This is a genomic window from Pelagibius sp. (assembly GCF_965227505.1).
In the GTDB taxonomy this organism is placed as follows: Bacteria; Pseudomonadota; Alphaproteobacteria; order Kiloniellales; family Kiloniellaceae; genus Pelagibius.
On record NZ_OZ245757.1, the window covers coordinates 4,831,269 to 4,847,333 of the forward strand.

Here is a 16,065-nt window from a genome sequence, read left to right on the forward strand (position 1 = left end):
TGGGAAAGGGCCTTGGGGATTGGGCCCGGCCAGCAATCCCCGAGCCGGGCCGAAGCTGAGGGTCCGGTGACAAGAGCGGAGAAGCGCGGTGCCGGCCACGCTTGGACGTTCGGCTCAGCGACGTGAACGAGGACACGACAAACATGGCGAATTCCCTGACCGCACGTAAGCGCATCCGCAAGACCTTCGGCAAGATTGCCGAGGTGGCGGAGATGCCCAACCTGATCGAGGTCCAGAAGACCTCCTACGACCAGTTTCTTCAGTTGGGCACTCCGATTTCGGAGCGGAGCAATACGGGCCTGCAGGAGGTTTTCACTTCGGTCTTCCCGATCCGCGACTTCTCCGAGCGGGCGGAACTGCAGTTCGTGCGCTACGAACTGGAAGAGCCGAAGTACGACGTCGAGGAGTGCCAGCAGCGCGGCATGACCTTCGCGGCGCCGCTGAAGGTGACGCTGCGCCTTGTCGTCTGGGATGTCGACGAGGACACCGGCTCGCGCTCGATCCGCGACATCAAGGAGCAGGACGTCTACATGGGCGACATGCCGCTGATGACGCGCAACGGCACCTTTGTCATCAACGGGACCGAGCGTGTCATCGTCTCCCAGATGCACCGCAGCCCGGGCGTCTTCTTCGACCATGACCGCGGCAAGACCCATTCCTCCGGCAAGTATCTTTTCGCCGCCCGCGTCATCCCCTACCGCGGCTCCTGGCTGGACTTCGAGTTCGACGCCAAGGACCTCGTCTACGTGCGCATCGACCGCCGGCGCAAGCTGCCTGCGACCACGCTGCTGCTGGCGCTCGATTCCGATGACACCGAGAAGCTGCGTGTCGAGCGGGCGAAAGACGGCGGCGGGCTGGAGCCGCATGAGGCTCAGGGCATGACGCCGGAAGACGTGCTCGACTATTTCTACGAGCACGTCGCCTACAAGCGCTCCGGCAAGGGCTGGCGCACCAAGTTCGACACCGAGCGGATGCGTGGCGTGAAGCTGGCCACCGACCTGATCGACGCCGACAGCGGCAAGGCGGTCGCGGAGGCCGGCCAGAAGATCACGCCGCGCCTGGCCAAGAAGCTGGTCGAGGGCGGCCTGAAGGATTACTTCGTCACCAACGAACAGCTGGTCGGCAGCTACATATCCGGGGACTTCATCAACGAGAAGACCGGCGAGGTGATCTGCGAGGCGGGCGACGAACTGAGCGAATCCCTGATCGAGACCCTGGTGGAGGCCGGCGCCAAGGCGCTCTCCGTGCTGGCGATCGATCACATCAATGTCGGCGCCTATATCCGCAACACCCTGGCGGTTGACAAGAACACCAGCCGCGAGGAGGCGCTGATCGACATCTACCGGGTGATGCGCCCGGGCGAGCCGCCGACCCTGGAAACCGCGGAAGCGATGTTCAACGGCCTGTTCTTCGACGCGGAGCGCTACGACCTCTCCGCCGTCGGCCGGGTGAAGATGAACGCCCGCATGGGCTTCGAGACCGACGATCAGATGCGCACCCTGCGCAAGCAGGACATGCTGGAGATCCTCAAGGTCCTGGTGGGCCTGAAGGACGGCCGCGGCGAGATCGACGACATCGACCACCTCGGCAACCGCCGCGTCCGCTCTGTCGGCGAGCTGATGGAAAACCAGTATCGTCTGGGTCTTCTGCGCATGGAGCGGGCGATCAAGGAGCGCATGTCGTCGGTCGAGATCGACTCGGTCATGCCGCACGACCTGATAAACGCCAAGCCGGCGGCGGCGGCGGTGCGGGAGTTCTTCGGTTCTTCCCAGCTCTCCCAGTTCATGGACCAGACAAACCCGCTGTCGGAGATCACTCACAAGCGGCGCCTCTCGGCGCTCGGCCCGGGCGGCCTGACGCGCGAGCGCGCCGGCTTCGAGGTGCGCGACGTCCACCCGACCCACTATGGCCGGATCTGCCCCATCGAAACGCCGGAAGGCCCGAACATCGGCCTCATCAACTCCCTGGCGACCTATGCCCGGGTGAACCAGTACGGCTTCATCGAGAGCCCCTATCGCAAGGTCGAGAAGGGTAAGGTGACCGACGAGGTGCACTACCTCTCCGCCATGGAAGAGGGGCGCTACACCATTGCCCAGGCCAACGCCACGCTGGACGGCAAGGGGCGCTTCACCGAGGACCTGATCTCCTGCCGGCAGGGCGGCGACTACATCATGGGCCTGCCGGAGCAGATCGACTTCATGGACGTCTCGCCCAAGCAGCTGGTCTCTGTTGCCGCGGCGCTCATTCCCTTCCTTGAGAACGATGACGCCAACCGTGCGCTGATGGGCTCCAACATGCAGCGCCAGGCGGTGCCGTTGCTGCAGTCCGAGGCGCCGCTGGTCGGCACCGGTATGGAAAGCACGGTCGCCCGGGATTCGGGCGTCGCCATCTCTGCCCGGCGTGCCGGCGTGGTCGATCAGGTCGATGCGACGCGTATCGTCATCCGCGTGACGGAGGAGACCTCCAGCGGCGAGCAGGCGGTCGACATCTACAACCTGCTGAAGTTCCAGCGCTCCAACCAGAACACCTGCATCAACCAGCGTCCGCTGGTGAAGGTGGGTGACGAGGTGGCGCGCGGCGACATCATTGCCGACGGTCCCTCGACCAACCTGGGCGAGCTGGCCCTGGGCCGCAACGTGCTGGTCGCCTTCATGCCCTGGCAGGGTTACAATTTCGAGGACTCGATCCTGATTTCCGAGCGCATCGTGCGCGACGACGTCTTCACCTCGATCCACATCGAGGAGTTCGAGGTCATGGCCCGCGACACCAAGCTGGGCCAGGAGGAGATCACCCGCGACATTCCCAACGTCGGCGAGGATGCCCTGCGCAACCTCGACGAGGCGGGCATGGTCTACATCGGCGCCGAGGTCAATCCGGGGGACATCCTGGTCGGCAAGGTGACGCCGAAGGGCGAATCGCCGATGACCCCGGAGGAAAAGCTGCTGCGGGCGATCTTCGGCGAGAAGGCCTCTGACGTGCGGGACACCTCGCTGCGTGTGCCGCCGGGTGTCACCGGGACCGTCGTCGACGTGCGGGTCTTCTCGCGCCGCGGCGTCGACAAGGACGAGCGTGCCCTCGCCATCGAGCGGGCGGAGATCGAGCGTCTGGCGAAGGACCGCGACGACGAGCGCGCGATCCTGGAGCGCAGCTTCTACAGCCGCCTGAAGGATCTGGTGCTGAACCAGACCGCGGTCTCCGGACCCAAGGGGCTGAAGGCCGGCACCAAGATCACCGAAAAGGTGCTGAGCGACTTCACGCCGGGCCAATGGCGCCAGATCGCCATCAAGGCCGACAAGCGCCAGCTCGACCTCGAAGCCCTGAACAATCAGTTCGAGGAGTCGATCGACGAGCTCAACAAGCGCTTCGAGAACAAGGTCGACAAGCTCCAGCGTGGCGACGAACTGCCGCCGGGCGTGATGAAGATGGCCAAGGTCTTCGTGGCCGTGAAGCGCAAGCTGCAGCCCGGCGACAAGATGGCCGGCCGCCACGGCAACAAGGGCGTGATCTCCAAGATCGTCCCGATCGAGGACATGCCCTACACCGAGGAAGGCACCTCGGTCGACATCGTGCTGAACCCGCTGGGCGTGCCCAGCCGCATGAACGTCGGTCAGATCCTGGAAACCCACTTGGGCTGGGCCTGCAGCGGCCTGGGTACCCAGATCGGGCAGATGCTCGATGAGATCGGGCGCGGCGCCAAGGTCGACCCCCTGCGTTCGAAGCTGAAGGACGTCTACGGCGACAAGGCCTTCAAGGACGACATCGCCGATATGGGCGACGAACAGTTGCTCGAGTTGGGCGGGAACCTGCGCAGGGGCGTGCCCATCGCGACGCCGGTCTTCGACGGCGCCCGCGAGGAGGACATCTCCGTCATGCTCGACAAGGCGGGCCTCAACGTTTCCGGGCAGGTGACCCTGATCGACGGGCGTACCGGGGAGTCCTTCGAACGCCAGGTCACGGTTGGCTACATCTACATGCTGAAGCTGCACCACCTGGTGGACGACAAGATCCACGCCCGTTCCATCGGCCCCTACAGCCTCGTCACCCAGCAGCCGCTGGGCGGTAAGGCGCAGTTCGGCGGCCAGCGCTTCGGCGAGATGGAGGTCTGGGCGCTGGAGGCTTACGGCGCCGCCTATACCCTGCAGGAGATGCTGACCGTGAAGTCGGACGACGTCTCCGGCCGCACCAAGGTTTACGAGGCTATCGTCAAGGGCGACGACAACTTCGAAGCCGGCATTCCGGAGTCCTTCAACGTTCTGGTGAAGGAACTGCGGTCGCTGGGCCTCAACGTGGACTTGAAGCAGAGCACCTGAGCGGGGGAGCGTCAGCGCCCTGCCTTCGCCTCTGCAACAACAGTAAATCGATCGGGAGAAACCGATGACCGAGTTGATGAATATCTTTGGCCAGCCGACCGGCCCTCAGAGCTTCGATCAGATCCGCATTTCGATCGCCAGCCCTGAGCGCATCCGGTCCTGGTCCTATGGCGAGATCAAGAAGCCGGAGACCATCAACTACCGTACCTTCAAGCCGGAGCGCGATGGCCTGTTCTGCGCGCGCATCTTCGGTCCGATCAAGGACTATGAGTGTCTTTGCGGCAAGTACAAGCGCATGAAGTACCGCGGCATCATCTGCGAGAAGTGCGGTGTCGAGGTGACCCTCTCCAAGGTGCGCCGCGAGCGTATGGGCCACATCGAACTGGCCAGCCCGGTGGCGCACATCTGGTTCCTGAAGTCGCTGCCCAGCCGCATCGGCCTGCTGCTGGACATGACCCTCAAGGATCTGGAGCGGGTGCTCTACTTCGAGTACTTCGTGGTCGTCGAGCCGGGTCTGACGCCGCTCAAGATGCATCAGCTGCTCACCGAGGAGGAGTTCCTCACCGCCCAGGAAGAGTACGGCGAGGACGCCTTCGAGGCGATGATCGGCGCTGAGGCGATGAAGAAGATGCTGGCCTCCCTCGATCTCGAGGAAGAGCGGGTCGACGTGCGCGACGAGCTGCGCGAGACGGGCTCCGAAGCCAAGCGCAAGAAGCTTGTGAAGCGCCTGAAGCTGATCGAGGCCTTCCTAGAGTCCGGCGCGCGGCCGGAGTGGATGATCCTGGACGTGGTTCCGGTCATCCCGCCGGAACTGCGCCCGCTGGTGCCGCTGGACGGCGGCCGCTTTGCGACCTCCGACCTCAACGATCTCTATCGCCGTGTGATCAACCGCAACAACCGCCTGAAGCGGCTGATCGAGCTGCGCGCGCCCGACATCATCGTGCGCAACGAAAAGCGGATGCTGCAGGAGGCGGTCGACGCCCTCTTCGACAACGGCCGCCGCGGCCGCGTGATCACCGGCGCCAACAAGCGGCCCCTGAAGTCCCTCAGCGACATGCTGAAGGGCAAGCAGGGCCGGTTCCGCCAGAACCTGCTCGGCAAGCGTGTCGACTACTCCGGCCGCTCGGTGATCGTGGTCGGCCCGGAGCTGAAGCTGCACCAGTGCGGTCTGCCGAAGAAGATGGCGCTGGAGCTCTTCAAGCCCTTCATCTACTCGAAGCTCGAGCTTTACCAAATGGCCTCCACCATCAAGGCGGCCAAGCGCATGGTCGAGAAGGAGCGTCCGGAGGTCTGGGACATCCTGGAAGAGGTGATCCGCGAGCATCCGGTTCTTCTGAACCGGGCCCCGACGCTGCACCGCCTGGGCATCCAGGCCTTCGAGCCGGTGCTGATCGAGGGTAAGGCGATCCAGCTGCACCCGCTGGTCTGCACCGCCTTCAACGCCGACTTCGACGGCGACCAGATGGCGGTCCACGTGCCGCTGTCGCTGGAAGCCCAGCTCGAAGCCCGCGTGCTGATGATGTCGACCAACAACATCCTCTCGCCGGCCAACGGCAAGCCGATCATCGTGCCCTCGCAGGACATCGTGCTGGGGATCTACTACCTCTCCATGGAAGCCGAGGGCGAGCCGGGCGAAGGCATGCTGTTCGGCGACATGGGCGAGATCGACCACGCACTGTCGTCCGGCGCGGTGACCCTGCATGCCAAGGTCAAGGCGCGCTACGCCACGGTCGACGAGAGCGGCAAGCCGATGAACGTGGTGGTCGACACCACCCCGGGGCGCATGCTGCTTTCCGAGGTGCTGCCGCGGCACCCCAAGGTGCCCTTCAGCCTGCTCAACAAGGTGATGACCAAGAAGGAAATCACCGAGCTGATCGATATCGTCTACCGCCACTGCGGCCAGAAGGACACCGTCATTTTCTGCGACCGCATCATGGCGCTGGGCTTCGGCTACGCCTGCAAGGCCGGCATCTCCTTCGGCAAGGACGATCTGATGATCCCCGATGCCAAGGCGGGCCTGGTCGAAGAGGCGCAGACCAAGGTCAAGGAATTCGAACAGCAGTACCTCGACGGCCTGATCACCCAGGGTGAGAAGTACAACAAGGTCGTCGACGTCTGGTCGCAGTGTACCGACCGGGTGGCCGACGAGATGATGAAGGTGATCTCCGGCTCGCGCGGCCGCGACGTCAACGCGGTCTATATGATGGCCGACTCCGGCGCCCGCGGTTCGGCGGCGCAGATCAAGCAGCTCGCCGGCATGCGCGGCCTTATGGCCAAGCCCTCCGGCGAGATCATCGAGACGCCGATCATCTCGAACTTCAAAGAGGGCCTCACCGTGCTGGAGTACTTCAACTCCACCCACGGCGCCCGTAAGGGTCTGGCCGACACCGCCCTGAAGACCGCCAACTCCGGTTACCTGACCCGCCGGCTGGTGGACGTGGCCCAGGACGCCATCATCATCGAAGACGACTGCGGCACCGAAAAGGGCCTGCGGGTCAGCGCGGTGGTGGACGGCGGAGAGGTCATTGCCTCGCTGGGCGAGCGCATTCTCGGCCGCACCGCGCAGGAGGACATCGTCGATCCGCTTTCGGGCGAGGTCATCCTGAAGCGCGGCGACCTGATCGAGGAGGACAGAATCGATCAGATCGAGCGGGCCGGGATCGATTCGATCCTCATCCGCTCGGCGCTGATGTGCGAGTCGGTGGGCGGCATGTGCGCAGCCTGCTACGGCCGCGACCTGGCGCGGGGTACCAGGGTGAACGTCGGTGAAGCGGTCGGCGTCATCGCCGCCCAGTCGATCGGCGAGCCGGGCACCCAGCTGACCATGCGCACCTTCCACATCGGCGGCGCGGCGCAGCGCGGCGCGGAGCAGAGCTCCGTCGAGGCGGCGGCCGACGCCAATGTCACCATCGCCAACCGCAACGTGGTGCTGAATTCGGAAGGCGTGCCCATCGTCATGGGCCGCAACCTCGAGGTCGTGCTCACCGACGAGCAGAACCGCGAGCGGGCCCGCCACCGGGTGCCTTATGGCGCCAAGCTGCTGGTCGACGAGGGTGCAGAGGTCAAACTGGGCGACAAGCTGGCCGAGTGGGACCCCTATACCATCCCCATCATCACCGAGCGTGAGGGTGTGGCCAACTACGTCGACCTGATCGAGGGCACCTCGATCAGCGAGGTGATGGACGAGACCACCGGTATCTCCAACCGGGTGGTGATCGACTGGAAGCAGCAGCCGCGCGGCAACGACCTGAAGCCGCGGATCACGCTGCGCGACGACAAGGGCGAGGTCGTCACCCTCGCCAACGGCATGGAGGCGCGTTACTTCATGTCGGTCGACGCCATCCTTTCGGTGGAGAACGGCGCCCATGTGAAGGCCGGCGACGTGCTGGCCCGTATTCCGCGGGAGTCGTCGAAGACGCGCGACATCACCGGCGGTCTGCCGCGGGTGGCGGAGCTCTTCGAGGCCCGCAAGCCGAAGGACTACGCCATCATCAGCGAGATCGAGGGGCGGATCGAGTTCGGCAAGGACTACAAGACCAAGCGCCGCATCGTCGTGGTGCCCGAGGACGAAGAGCAGGAATCGCGGGAGTATCTGATCCCGAAGGGCAAGCACATCGCCGTGCAGGAGGGCGACTTCGTCCAGGTCGGCGACATGCTGCTCGACGGCAACCCGGTGCCCCACGATATCCTGGAGGTCCTGGGCGTCGAGGCCCTGGCCGACTATCTGATCGACGAGATCCAGAGCGTCTATAGGCTCCAGGGCGTGAAGATCAACGACAAGCACATCGAGGTCATCGTCCGCCAGATGCTCCAGAAGGTGGAGGTCCACGACGGCGGCGACTCGACGCTGCTGGTCGGCGAGCAGGTCGACCGTGACGAGTTCGACATGGTCAACGACAAGGTGATCGCCGAGGGCGGCAAGCCGGCCTCCGGCAGCCCGGTTCTCCAGGGCATCACCAAGGCGAGCCTGCAGACCCGGTCGTTCATCTCGGCGGCCTCCTTCCAGGAGACCACCCGGGTGCTGACCGAGGCGGCGACCCACGGCAAGGAAGACCGCCTGATCGGCTTGAAGGAAAACGTGATCGTCGGGCGGCTGATCCCGGCGGGCACCGGATCGGTGATGAATCGCCTGAAGCGGGTGGCCGCGGAGCGCGATCTGGAGCTGATCGAGGCCCGCCAGCAGGCCGCGCTGGCCGAAGGCGGCGAAGCGCCGGCGGCGGAGGAGGAAAGCTCGGTGGCCTGACGGGCCATCGTTGCAAAGATGTTACCCGTAAAGCCGCGCTCCGGAAATAAATGATCGCCGACTCCGGGGCGCGGCGCATCCTTGGAAGCTTTTGAAAAAGTAGGGTTTCTGGGGATTAACGGTCTTGACGAGGGGTAGGGGCGTCCATATATTGCGCCAACCTTTCGGGGGGCTGGTGGTAGGCCCAGTTGCGGTCTAGACGCAGCCTCCGGCGATTACGGTATTGAAATATATAGCTGTTTTCGACGGCGCTATGGCATCCGCAGGGCTGATTCTCAGCCCTTTGCGGTGCTTTGTCTCGAAAACCGGGCGCATAGGAAACCCTGATGCCAACGATCAACCAATTGATCCGCAAGCCGCGCAAACCTGAGGTTGTGCGCAACAAGGTCCCGGCTCTTGAGGCCTGTCCGCAGAAGCGCGGCGTCTGCACGCGCGTCTACACGACGACCCCGAAGAAGCCGAACTCGGCCCTGAGAAAAGTGGCGCGCGTGCGCCTGACCAACGGGTTCGAGGTCACCAGCTACATCCCGGGTGAAGGGCATAACCTTCAGGAGCACTCCGTGGTGATGATCCGCGGCGGCCGCGTGAAGGACCTTCCCGGCGTCCGCTATCACATCATCCGTGGCACGCTCGATACCCAGGGCGTCAAGGATCGCCGCCAGCGCCGTTCGAAGTACGGCGCCAAACGGCCCAAGTAAGCCCCCAGCAAGCGAGGGATCCAGGCATGTCACGACGTCATAGAGCCGAAAAGCGGGAAGTGCTTCCCGATCCGAAGTTCGGCGACATCGTTCTCAGCAAGTTCATGAACTGCCTCATGTACGACGGCAAGAAGTCCGTCGCCGAGGGCATCGTCTACGGCGCCCTGGACCGTGTGCAGGAGCGCGGCGGCCAGGATCCGGTGCGGGTCTTCCATGAGGCGCTCGACAACGTGAAGCCGGATATCGAAGTGCGCTCCCGCCGTGTCGGCGGCGCGACCTATCAGGTGCCGGTGGAAGTGCGTCACGACCGCGGCCAGGCCCTGGCCATCCGCTGGCTGATCTCGGCTTCGCGCTCGCGCTCCGAGCTGACCATGACCGAGCGTCTGGCCGGCGAGCTGATGGACGCCTCCAACAACCGGGGTTCGGCCGTGAAGAAGCGGGAGGACACCCACCGCATGGCAGAGGCGAACAAGGCCTTCTCGCACTATCGCTGGTAACCAGACGCAGAGTAGACCGCCATGGCACGCACCACCCCTCTCGACCGCTATCGCAACATCGGCATCATGGCCCACATCGATGCCGGCAAGACGACCACGACCGAGCGCATTCTCTACTACACCGGCGTCTCCCATAAGATCGGTGAGGTCCACGACGGCAATGCCACGATGGACTGGATGGAGCAGGAGCAGGAGCGCGGAATCACGATTACCTCCGCGGCGACGACCTGCTTCTGGAACGACCACCGCATCAACATCATCGACACGCCGGGCCACGTCGACTTCACCATCGAGGTCGAGCGCTCCCTGCGTGTGCTCGACGGCGCCGTCGCGGTGTTCGATTCGGTGGCCGGCGTCGAGCCGCAGTCCGAGACGGTCTGGCGTCAGGCCGACAAGTATCAGGTGCCGCGGATCTGTTTCGTCAACAAGATGGACCGCACCGGCGCCGACTTCTATCGCTGCGTCGACATGATCGTCGACCGCCTGGGCGCGCAGCCGTTGGTGCTGCAGCTGCCGATCGGCGCCGAGGCCGATTTCAAGGGCGTCGTTGACCTGGTGGCCATGAAGGCCATCGTCTGGACCGAGGAGTCGCTGGGCGCCAACTTCGACGTCACCGACATCCCTGCCGACATGGCCGATAAGGCCGCCGAGTACCGCGAGAAGCTGGTGGAACTGGCGGTCGAGCAGGACGATGCCGCCATGGAGGCCTATCTGGAGGGCAACGAGCCCGACGAGGCGACGCTGAAGCGCTGCATCCGTGAGGGTACGGTCGGGCTGAAGTTTGTGCCGGTGCTGAACGGCACGGCTTTCAAGAACAAGGGTGTGCAGCCGCTGCTCGACGCCGTGGTCGACTATCTGCCCTCGCCGGTCGAGGTGCCCGACGTCAAGGGCGTGAAGCCGGACAGCGACGAGGAAGACACCCGGCCCAGCAACGACGATGCGCCGGCCTCCGGCCTTGCCTTCAAGATCATGACCGACCCCTTCGTCGGGTCGCTCACCTTCGTGCGGGTCTACTCCGGTGTCTTCACCACCGGTACCCAGATCCTCAACTCCGTGAAGGGTCAGCGCGAGCGCGTCGGGCGGATGCTGCAGATGCACTCCAACCATCGCGAGGACGTGAAAGAGGCGCGCGCCGGGGACATCGTCGCCATCGCCGGCCTGAAGAACACCACGACTGGTGAGACGCTCTGCGATCCGCAGAGCCCCATCGTGCTGGAGCGCATGGAGTTCCCCGACCCGGTCATCGAGGTGGCCGTCGAGCCGAAGACCAAGGGCGACCAGGAAAAGATGGGCGTGGCCCTCAGCCGCCTGGCGCAGGAAGATCCTTCCTTCCGGGTCTCGACCGATGCCGAGAGCGGCCAGACGGTCATCAAGGGCATGGGCGAACTGCACCTGGACATCATCGTCGACCGCATGAAGCGCGAGTTCAAGGTCGACGCCAATGTCGGTGCGCCGCAGGTGGCCTACCGCGAGACCATCACCCGGCCGAACGAAATCGACTACACCCATAAGAAGCAGACCGGCGGTTCCGGCCAGTTCGCCCGCCTCAAAGTGGTCTTCGAGCCGCTGGAGCCGGGCGAGGGCTTCGTCTTCGAGAACGCGATCACCGGTGGCGCCATCCCGCGGGAGTTCATCCCCGGCGTGGAGAAGGGCCTCCAATCGGCCATGGAGACCGGCGTCATGGCCGGCTTCCCGATGATCGATTTCAAGGCGACCCTGACCGACGGCGCGAGCCACGACGTCGACTCTTCGGTGCTGGCCTTCGAAATCGCCGCGCGGGCGGCCTTCCGCGAAGGCATTCCGAAGTCGGGTCCGGTCCTGCTCGAGCCGATGATGAAGGTCGAGGTGGTGACCCCCGAGGAGTACATGGGCGACATCATCGGCGATCTGAACAGCCGGCGTGGCAGCGTCCAGGGCATGGACAGCCGCGGCAACGCCCAGGTGATCAACGCCATGGTGCCGCTGGCCAACATGTTCGGTTACGTGAACAACCTGCGCTCCATGAGCCAGGGCCGTGCCCAGTACACCATGTTCTTCGATCACTACGAGAAGGTGCCGCAGGCGGTGGCCGACGAAGTGGTCTCCAAGCTGGCCTAGGCAGGGGCCGGATCAGGATACAGGCGAGCGCAATAGCCGAGTTACGGAGAAGCAGGACCGATGGCGAAGGAAAAGTTTGAGCGTACGAAGCCGCACTGCAACGTTGGTACGATTGGTCATGTTGACCATGGCAAGACGACGTTGACGGCCGCGATTACGAAGGTTCTTGCGGAGGCTGGCGGGGCTGAGTTTTCGGCTTACGACCAGATTGACAAGGCGCCTGAGGAGAAGGCCCGGGGCATTACGATTTCGACGGCGCATGTGGAGTACGAGACGGCGAACCGTCACTATGCGCATGTGGACTGCCCGGGTCACGCGGACTACGTGAAGAACATGATCACCGGGGCTGCGCAGATGGACGGCGCGATCCTGGTTGTTTCGGCTGCCGACGGTCCGATGCCGCAGACGCGCGAGCACATCCTTCTGGCGCGCCAGGTCGGCGTTCCGGCGATTGTCGTGTTTATGAACAAGGTCGACCAGGTCGACGACGCGGAGCTTCTGGAGCTTGTGGAGCTTGAGATCCGCGAGCTTCTGTCGTCTTACGACTTCCCCGGGGACGACATTCCGATCGTTCAGGGCTCTGCGCTTGCGGCGCTGGAGGACGGCGACGCGGCGATCGGCAAGGAAGCGATCCAGAAGCTTATGGAAGCGGTTGACAGCTACATCCCGCAGCCGGACCGCCCGAAGGACAAGCCGTTCCTGATGCCGATCGAGGACGTTTTCTCGATTTCGGGCCGCGGGACGGTTGTGACGGGTCGTGTTGAGTCTGGGATCGTGAAGGTCGGCGACGAGATTGAGATCGTCGGGATCCGGGAGACGCAGAAGACGACCTGCACGGGCGTCGAGATGTTCCGCAAGTTGCTGGACTCGGGCGAGGCGGGCGACAACATCGGCGCGCTGCTGCGCGGTGTGGGCCGCGAGGACGTTGAGCGTGGCCAGGTTCTGGCCAAGCCGGGGTCGATCACGCCGCACACGAACTTCACGGCGGAGGCCTACATCCTGACGAAGGAAGAGGGCGGCCGCCACACGCCGTTTTTCACCAACTACCGGCCGCAGTTTTACTTCCGCACGACGGACGTGACGGGTGTTGTGACGCTGCCCGAGGGCACGGAGATGGTGATGCCGGGCGACAATGTGTCGATGTCGGTGGAGCTGATCGCGCCGATCGCGATGGACGAGGGCCTGCGCTTCGCCATCCGCGAAGGCGGACGCACCGTCGGCGCCGGCGTCGTCGCCGGGATCAGTAAGTAAGAGAGATGTTCGTGACGCGCCTGCCCAATCCCGGGCAGGCGCCGATTTTTTGGATGGCGCTGAATTATGGACAGCCAAGACATTCGCATTCGCCTCAAGGCCTTTGATCACCGGGTGCTCGACCAGTCGACCTCGGAGATCGTCGGCACGGCGAAACGCACCGGGGCCCAGGTGCGCGGACCCATTCCGCTGCCGACCCGGATCGAGAAATACACGGTGCTGCGCTCGCCGCACATCGACAAGAAGAGCCGTGAGCAGTTCGAGATTCGGACCCACAAGCGCCTTCTGGATATCGTCGATCCGACGCCGCAGACCGTCGACGCCCTGATGAAGCTCGACCTCGCCGCCGGCGTGGACGTCGAGATCAAGCTGAAGGGCTGATACCATGCGGACCGGTCTGATCGCACAGAAGATGGGCATGACCCGCGTGTTCACGCCGGAAGGCGAGAACGTGCCGGTGACCGTGCTGCAGATGAACAACTGCCAGGTCGTGGCGGTGCGCACCTCTGAGAAGGACGGCTACGACGCCGTTCAGCTTGGTGTCGACAAGGCCAAGCCGAACCGGGTGAGCAAGCCGATGCGCGGCCACTTCGCCAAGGCGAAGGTCGAGCCCAAGCGCCGGCTCGCCGAGTTCCGGGTGTCCAACGATGCGCTGCTCGAGGTGGGTCAGGAGCTTTCCGCCGCTCACTTCGTCGCCGGCCAGCACGTGGACGTGACCGGCTCGTCGATCGGCAAGGGCTTCGCCGGTGCCATGAAGCGGCACAATTTCGCCGGCCTGCGCGCCAGCCACGGCGTTTCGATTTCGCACCGTGCCCACGGTTCCACCGGTAACAGCCAGGACCCGGGCAAGGTCTTCAAGGGCAAGAAGATGGCCGGGCACATGGGCGACCGCCGGGTCACCACCCAGAACCTGGAAGTCGTCTCGGTGGATGAGGACCGCGGGCTGATCCTGGTCAAGGGTGCGGTGCCGGGCGCCGAGGGGGGCTGGGTGCTGATCCGCGACGCGGTGAAACGCAGCGTGCCCGAGAACGTGCCTTTCCCTGCGGGCCTGCGTGAGACGGCCGCTGCGGAAGCGGCCGGTGAAGAAGCCCCGGCACCGGAAGCGGCGCCTGAGGCCGAGTCATCCGAGGCCGAAGCACCGGCGGCTGACGCCGACGAACAGAAGGACCAGTAACCATGAAGTGTCCGGTTACGACCCTTGAGAACAAGAAGGCTGGCGAGATCGATCTCGACGACACCGTCTTCGGCCTGCAGCCGCGTAAGGACATCCTGGCGCGGATGGTGAACTGGCAGCTGGCCAAGCGCCGCGCCGGCACCCACAAGGTCAAGACGCGCGGCGAGGTCTCCGGCTCGACCCGCAAGCTCTACCGCCAGAAGGGTACGGGCAACGCCCGTATGGGCTCGGCCCGCACCACGCAGCGCCGTGGCGGCGGCACGGTTTTCGGGCCGGTGGTGCGCGACCACGGCCACAGCCTGACCAAGAAGCTGCGCAAGCTGGGCCTGAAGACCGCGCTGTCGGCCAAGGCGGCGGAAGGCAAGCTGATCGTGGTCGAGGACGTGGCGGTCAAGGAGCCGAAGACGGCGGAACTCGCGAAGAAGTTTGCGGCGCTCGGCTGGTCCTCGGCGCTGATCATCGATGGCGCCGCCGTTGACGGCGGCTTTGCGCGGGCGGTGCGCAACATCCCCTTGGTGGATGTGCTGCCCCAGCAGGGCGCCAATGTGTACGACATCCTGCGCCGCGACACCCTGGTCCTGACCAAGGGTGCGGTGGAAGCGCTGGAGGCGCGACTGAAATGAGCCGGGCCCGCCCAATCAAGAAAGAGACCGCGACGGTTTCCAAGGAACGGATGTACGAGGTGATCCGCCGCCCCGTGGTGACGGAAAAGTCCACCCTCGGTTCCGAGCACAATCAGGTGACCTTCGTGGTGCCGCTGGACGCCACCAAGCGTGAGATCAAGGCGGCGGTCGAAGAACTGTTCAAGGTGAAGGTGAAGGCGGTGAACACCCTGCGCCAAAAGGGCAAGGTGAAGCGCTTCCGCGGCCAGCTCGGCAAGCGCAGCGACGCCAAGAAGGCCTTCGTCACGCTGGATGAGGGTCACAGCATCGACGTGACCACGGGGGTCTAGAGCCATGGCGCTGAAGAACTTCAACCCGACGACGCCCGGCCGGCGCAATCTGGTGCTGGTCGACCGCGGAGATCTCTGGAAAGGCAAGCCGGTCAAGAAGCTGACCGAGGGCCTGACCAAGAACGGCGGGCGCAACAACACCGGACGGATCACCGCGCGGCGGCGTGGCGGCGGCCACAAGCGGCTGTACCGCCTGGTCGATTTCAAGCGGCGCAAGTTCGACGTGCCGGCGAAGGTGGAGCGCCTGGAGTACGATCCCAACCGCAGCGCCTTCATCGCCCTGATCCACTACGAGGACGGCGAGCAGAGCTACATCTTGGCGCCGCAGCGCCTGGCGGTCGGCGACACCGTGATCGCCGGGGAGCGCGCGGATATCAAGCCTGGCAACGCCATGCCTCTGGCGTCGATCCCCGTCGGCACCATCGTCCACAATGTGGAGATGAAGGCCGGCAAGGGCGGGCAGATCGCCCGCGCCGCAGGAACCTACGTGCAGCTGGTGGGCCGCGATGCCGGCTATGCCCTGCTGCGTCTGGGCTCCGGCGAGGTGCGCATGGTGCGGGCCGACTGCATGGCCTCCATCGGCGCGGTCTCCAACCCCGACCAGGCCAACGCCAAGCTCGGCAAGGCGGGCCGCAAGCGTTGGGCCGGCAAGCGCCCCTCGGTGCGCGGTGTCGCCATGAACCCGGTCGATCACCCCCACGGCGGCGGCGAGGGCCGCACCTCGGGCGGCCGCGATCCGGTCACCCCCTGGGGCAAGCCCACCAAGGGCGCCAAGACCCGGCGCAACAAGAAGACCGACTCACTGATCGTGCGTCGCCGTCACAAGAAGCGATAGGAGAGCGC

General features: G+C 64.8%; 11 protein-coding genes. All 11 read left to right on the forward strand.

Features of this window, described 5'->3' with window-relative positions; all coding sequences use genetic code 11:
• Positions 1 to 143 precede the first annotated feature (143 nt).
• The gene (gene rpoB / locus ACO06P_RS22750) at positions 144 to 4,310 is read left to right on the forward strand and encodes a DNA-directed RNA polymerase subunit beta (RefSeq protein WP_420347518.1); all 4,167 of its coding nucleotides are present in this window, start codon (positions 144 to 146) and stop codon (positions 4,308 to 4,310) included.
• A 64-nt stretch (positions 4,311 to 4,374) separates the two neighbouring features.
• Positions 4,375 to 8,553: a DNA-directed RNA polymerase subunit beta' gene (gene rpoC / locus ACO06P_RS22755; protein WP_420347519.1), complete on the forward strand. Its 4,179-nt coding sequence runs from the start codon at positions 4,375 to 4,377 to the stop codon at positions 8,551 to 8,553.
• Between the two features lie 326 nt (positions 8,554 to 8,879).
• On the forward strand, positions 8,880 to 9,251 hold the full coding sequence (rpsL, locus tag ACO06P_RS22760) for a 30S ribosomal protein S12 (RefSeq protein ID WP_167224145.1): 372 nt from the start codon (positions 8,880 to 8,882) through the stop codon (positions 9,249 to 9,251).
• 26 nt (positions 9,252 to 9,277) lie between these two features.
• Positions 9,278 to 9,748, forward strand: a complete 471-nt coding sequence (gene rpsG / locus ACO06P_RS22765; protein ID WP_420347520.1) for a 30S ribosomal protein S7 — start codon at positions 9,278 to 9,280, stop codon at positions 9,746 to 9,748.
• Positions 9,749 to 9,769: 21 nt separating this feature from the next.
• A complete protein-coding gene (gene fusA / locus ACO06P_RS22770) occupies positions 9,770 to 11,845 on the forward strand; it encodes an elongation factor G (RefSeq protein ID WP_420347521.1) in 2,076 nt (691 codons plus the stop codon).
• A 60-nt stretch (positions 11,846 to 11,905) separates the two neighbouring features.
• Entirely contained in the window at positions 11,906 to 13,096 is a 1,191-nt protein-coding gene (gene tuf, locus ACO06P_RS22775) for an elongation factor Tu (protein ID WP_420347511.1), read from the forward strand.
• A 66-nt stretch (positions 13,097 to 13,162) separates the two neighbouring features.
• Entirely contained in the window at positions 13,163 to 13,477 is a 315-nt protein-coding gene (rpsJ, locus tag ACO06P_RS22780) for a 30S ribosomal protein S10 (protein WP_167231680.1), read from the forward strand.
• Positions 13,478 to 13,481: 4 nt separating this feature from the next.
• Positions 13,482 to 14,270: a 50S ribosomal protein L3 gene (rplC, locus tag ACO06P_RS22785; protein ID WP_420347522.1), complete on the forward strand. Its 789-nt coding sequence runs from the start codon at positions 13,482 to 13,484 to the stop codon at positions 14,268 to 14,270.
• A 2-nt stretch (positions 14,271 to 14,272) separates the two neighbouring features.
• Positions 14,273 to 14,893, forward strand: coding sequence for a 50S ribosomal protein L4 (gene rplD / locus ACO06P_RS22790; RefSeq protein ID WP_420347523.1), 621 nt, complete (start codon positions 14,273 to 14,275; stop codon positions 14,891 to 14,893).
• A complete protein-coding gene (locus ACO06P_RS22795; RefSeq protein ID WP_299397225.1) occupies positions 14,890 to 15,222 on the forward strand; it encodes a 50S ribosomal protein L23 in 333 nt (110 codons plus the stop codon). Before rplD ends, ACO06P_RS22795 begins: the two co-directional genes overlap by 4 nt.
• A 4-nt stretch (positions 15,223 to 15,226) precedes the next feature.
• Positions 15,227 to 16,057 (forward strand): 50S ribosomal protein L2, encoded by an 831-nt coding sequence (gene rplB / locus ACO06P_RS22800; protein WP_420347524.1) that lies wholly within the window; start codon positions 15,227 to 15,229, stop codon positions 16,055 to 16,057.
• Positions 16,058 to 16,065 lie beyond the last annotated feature (8 nt).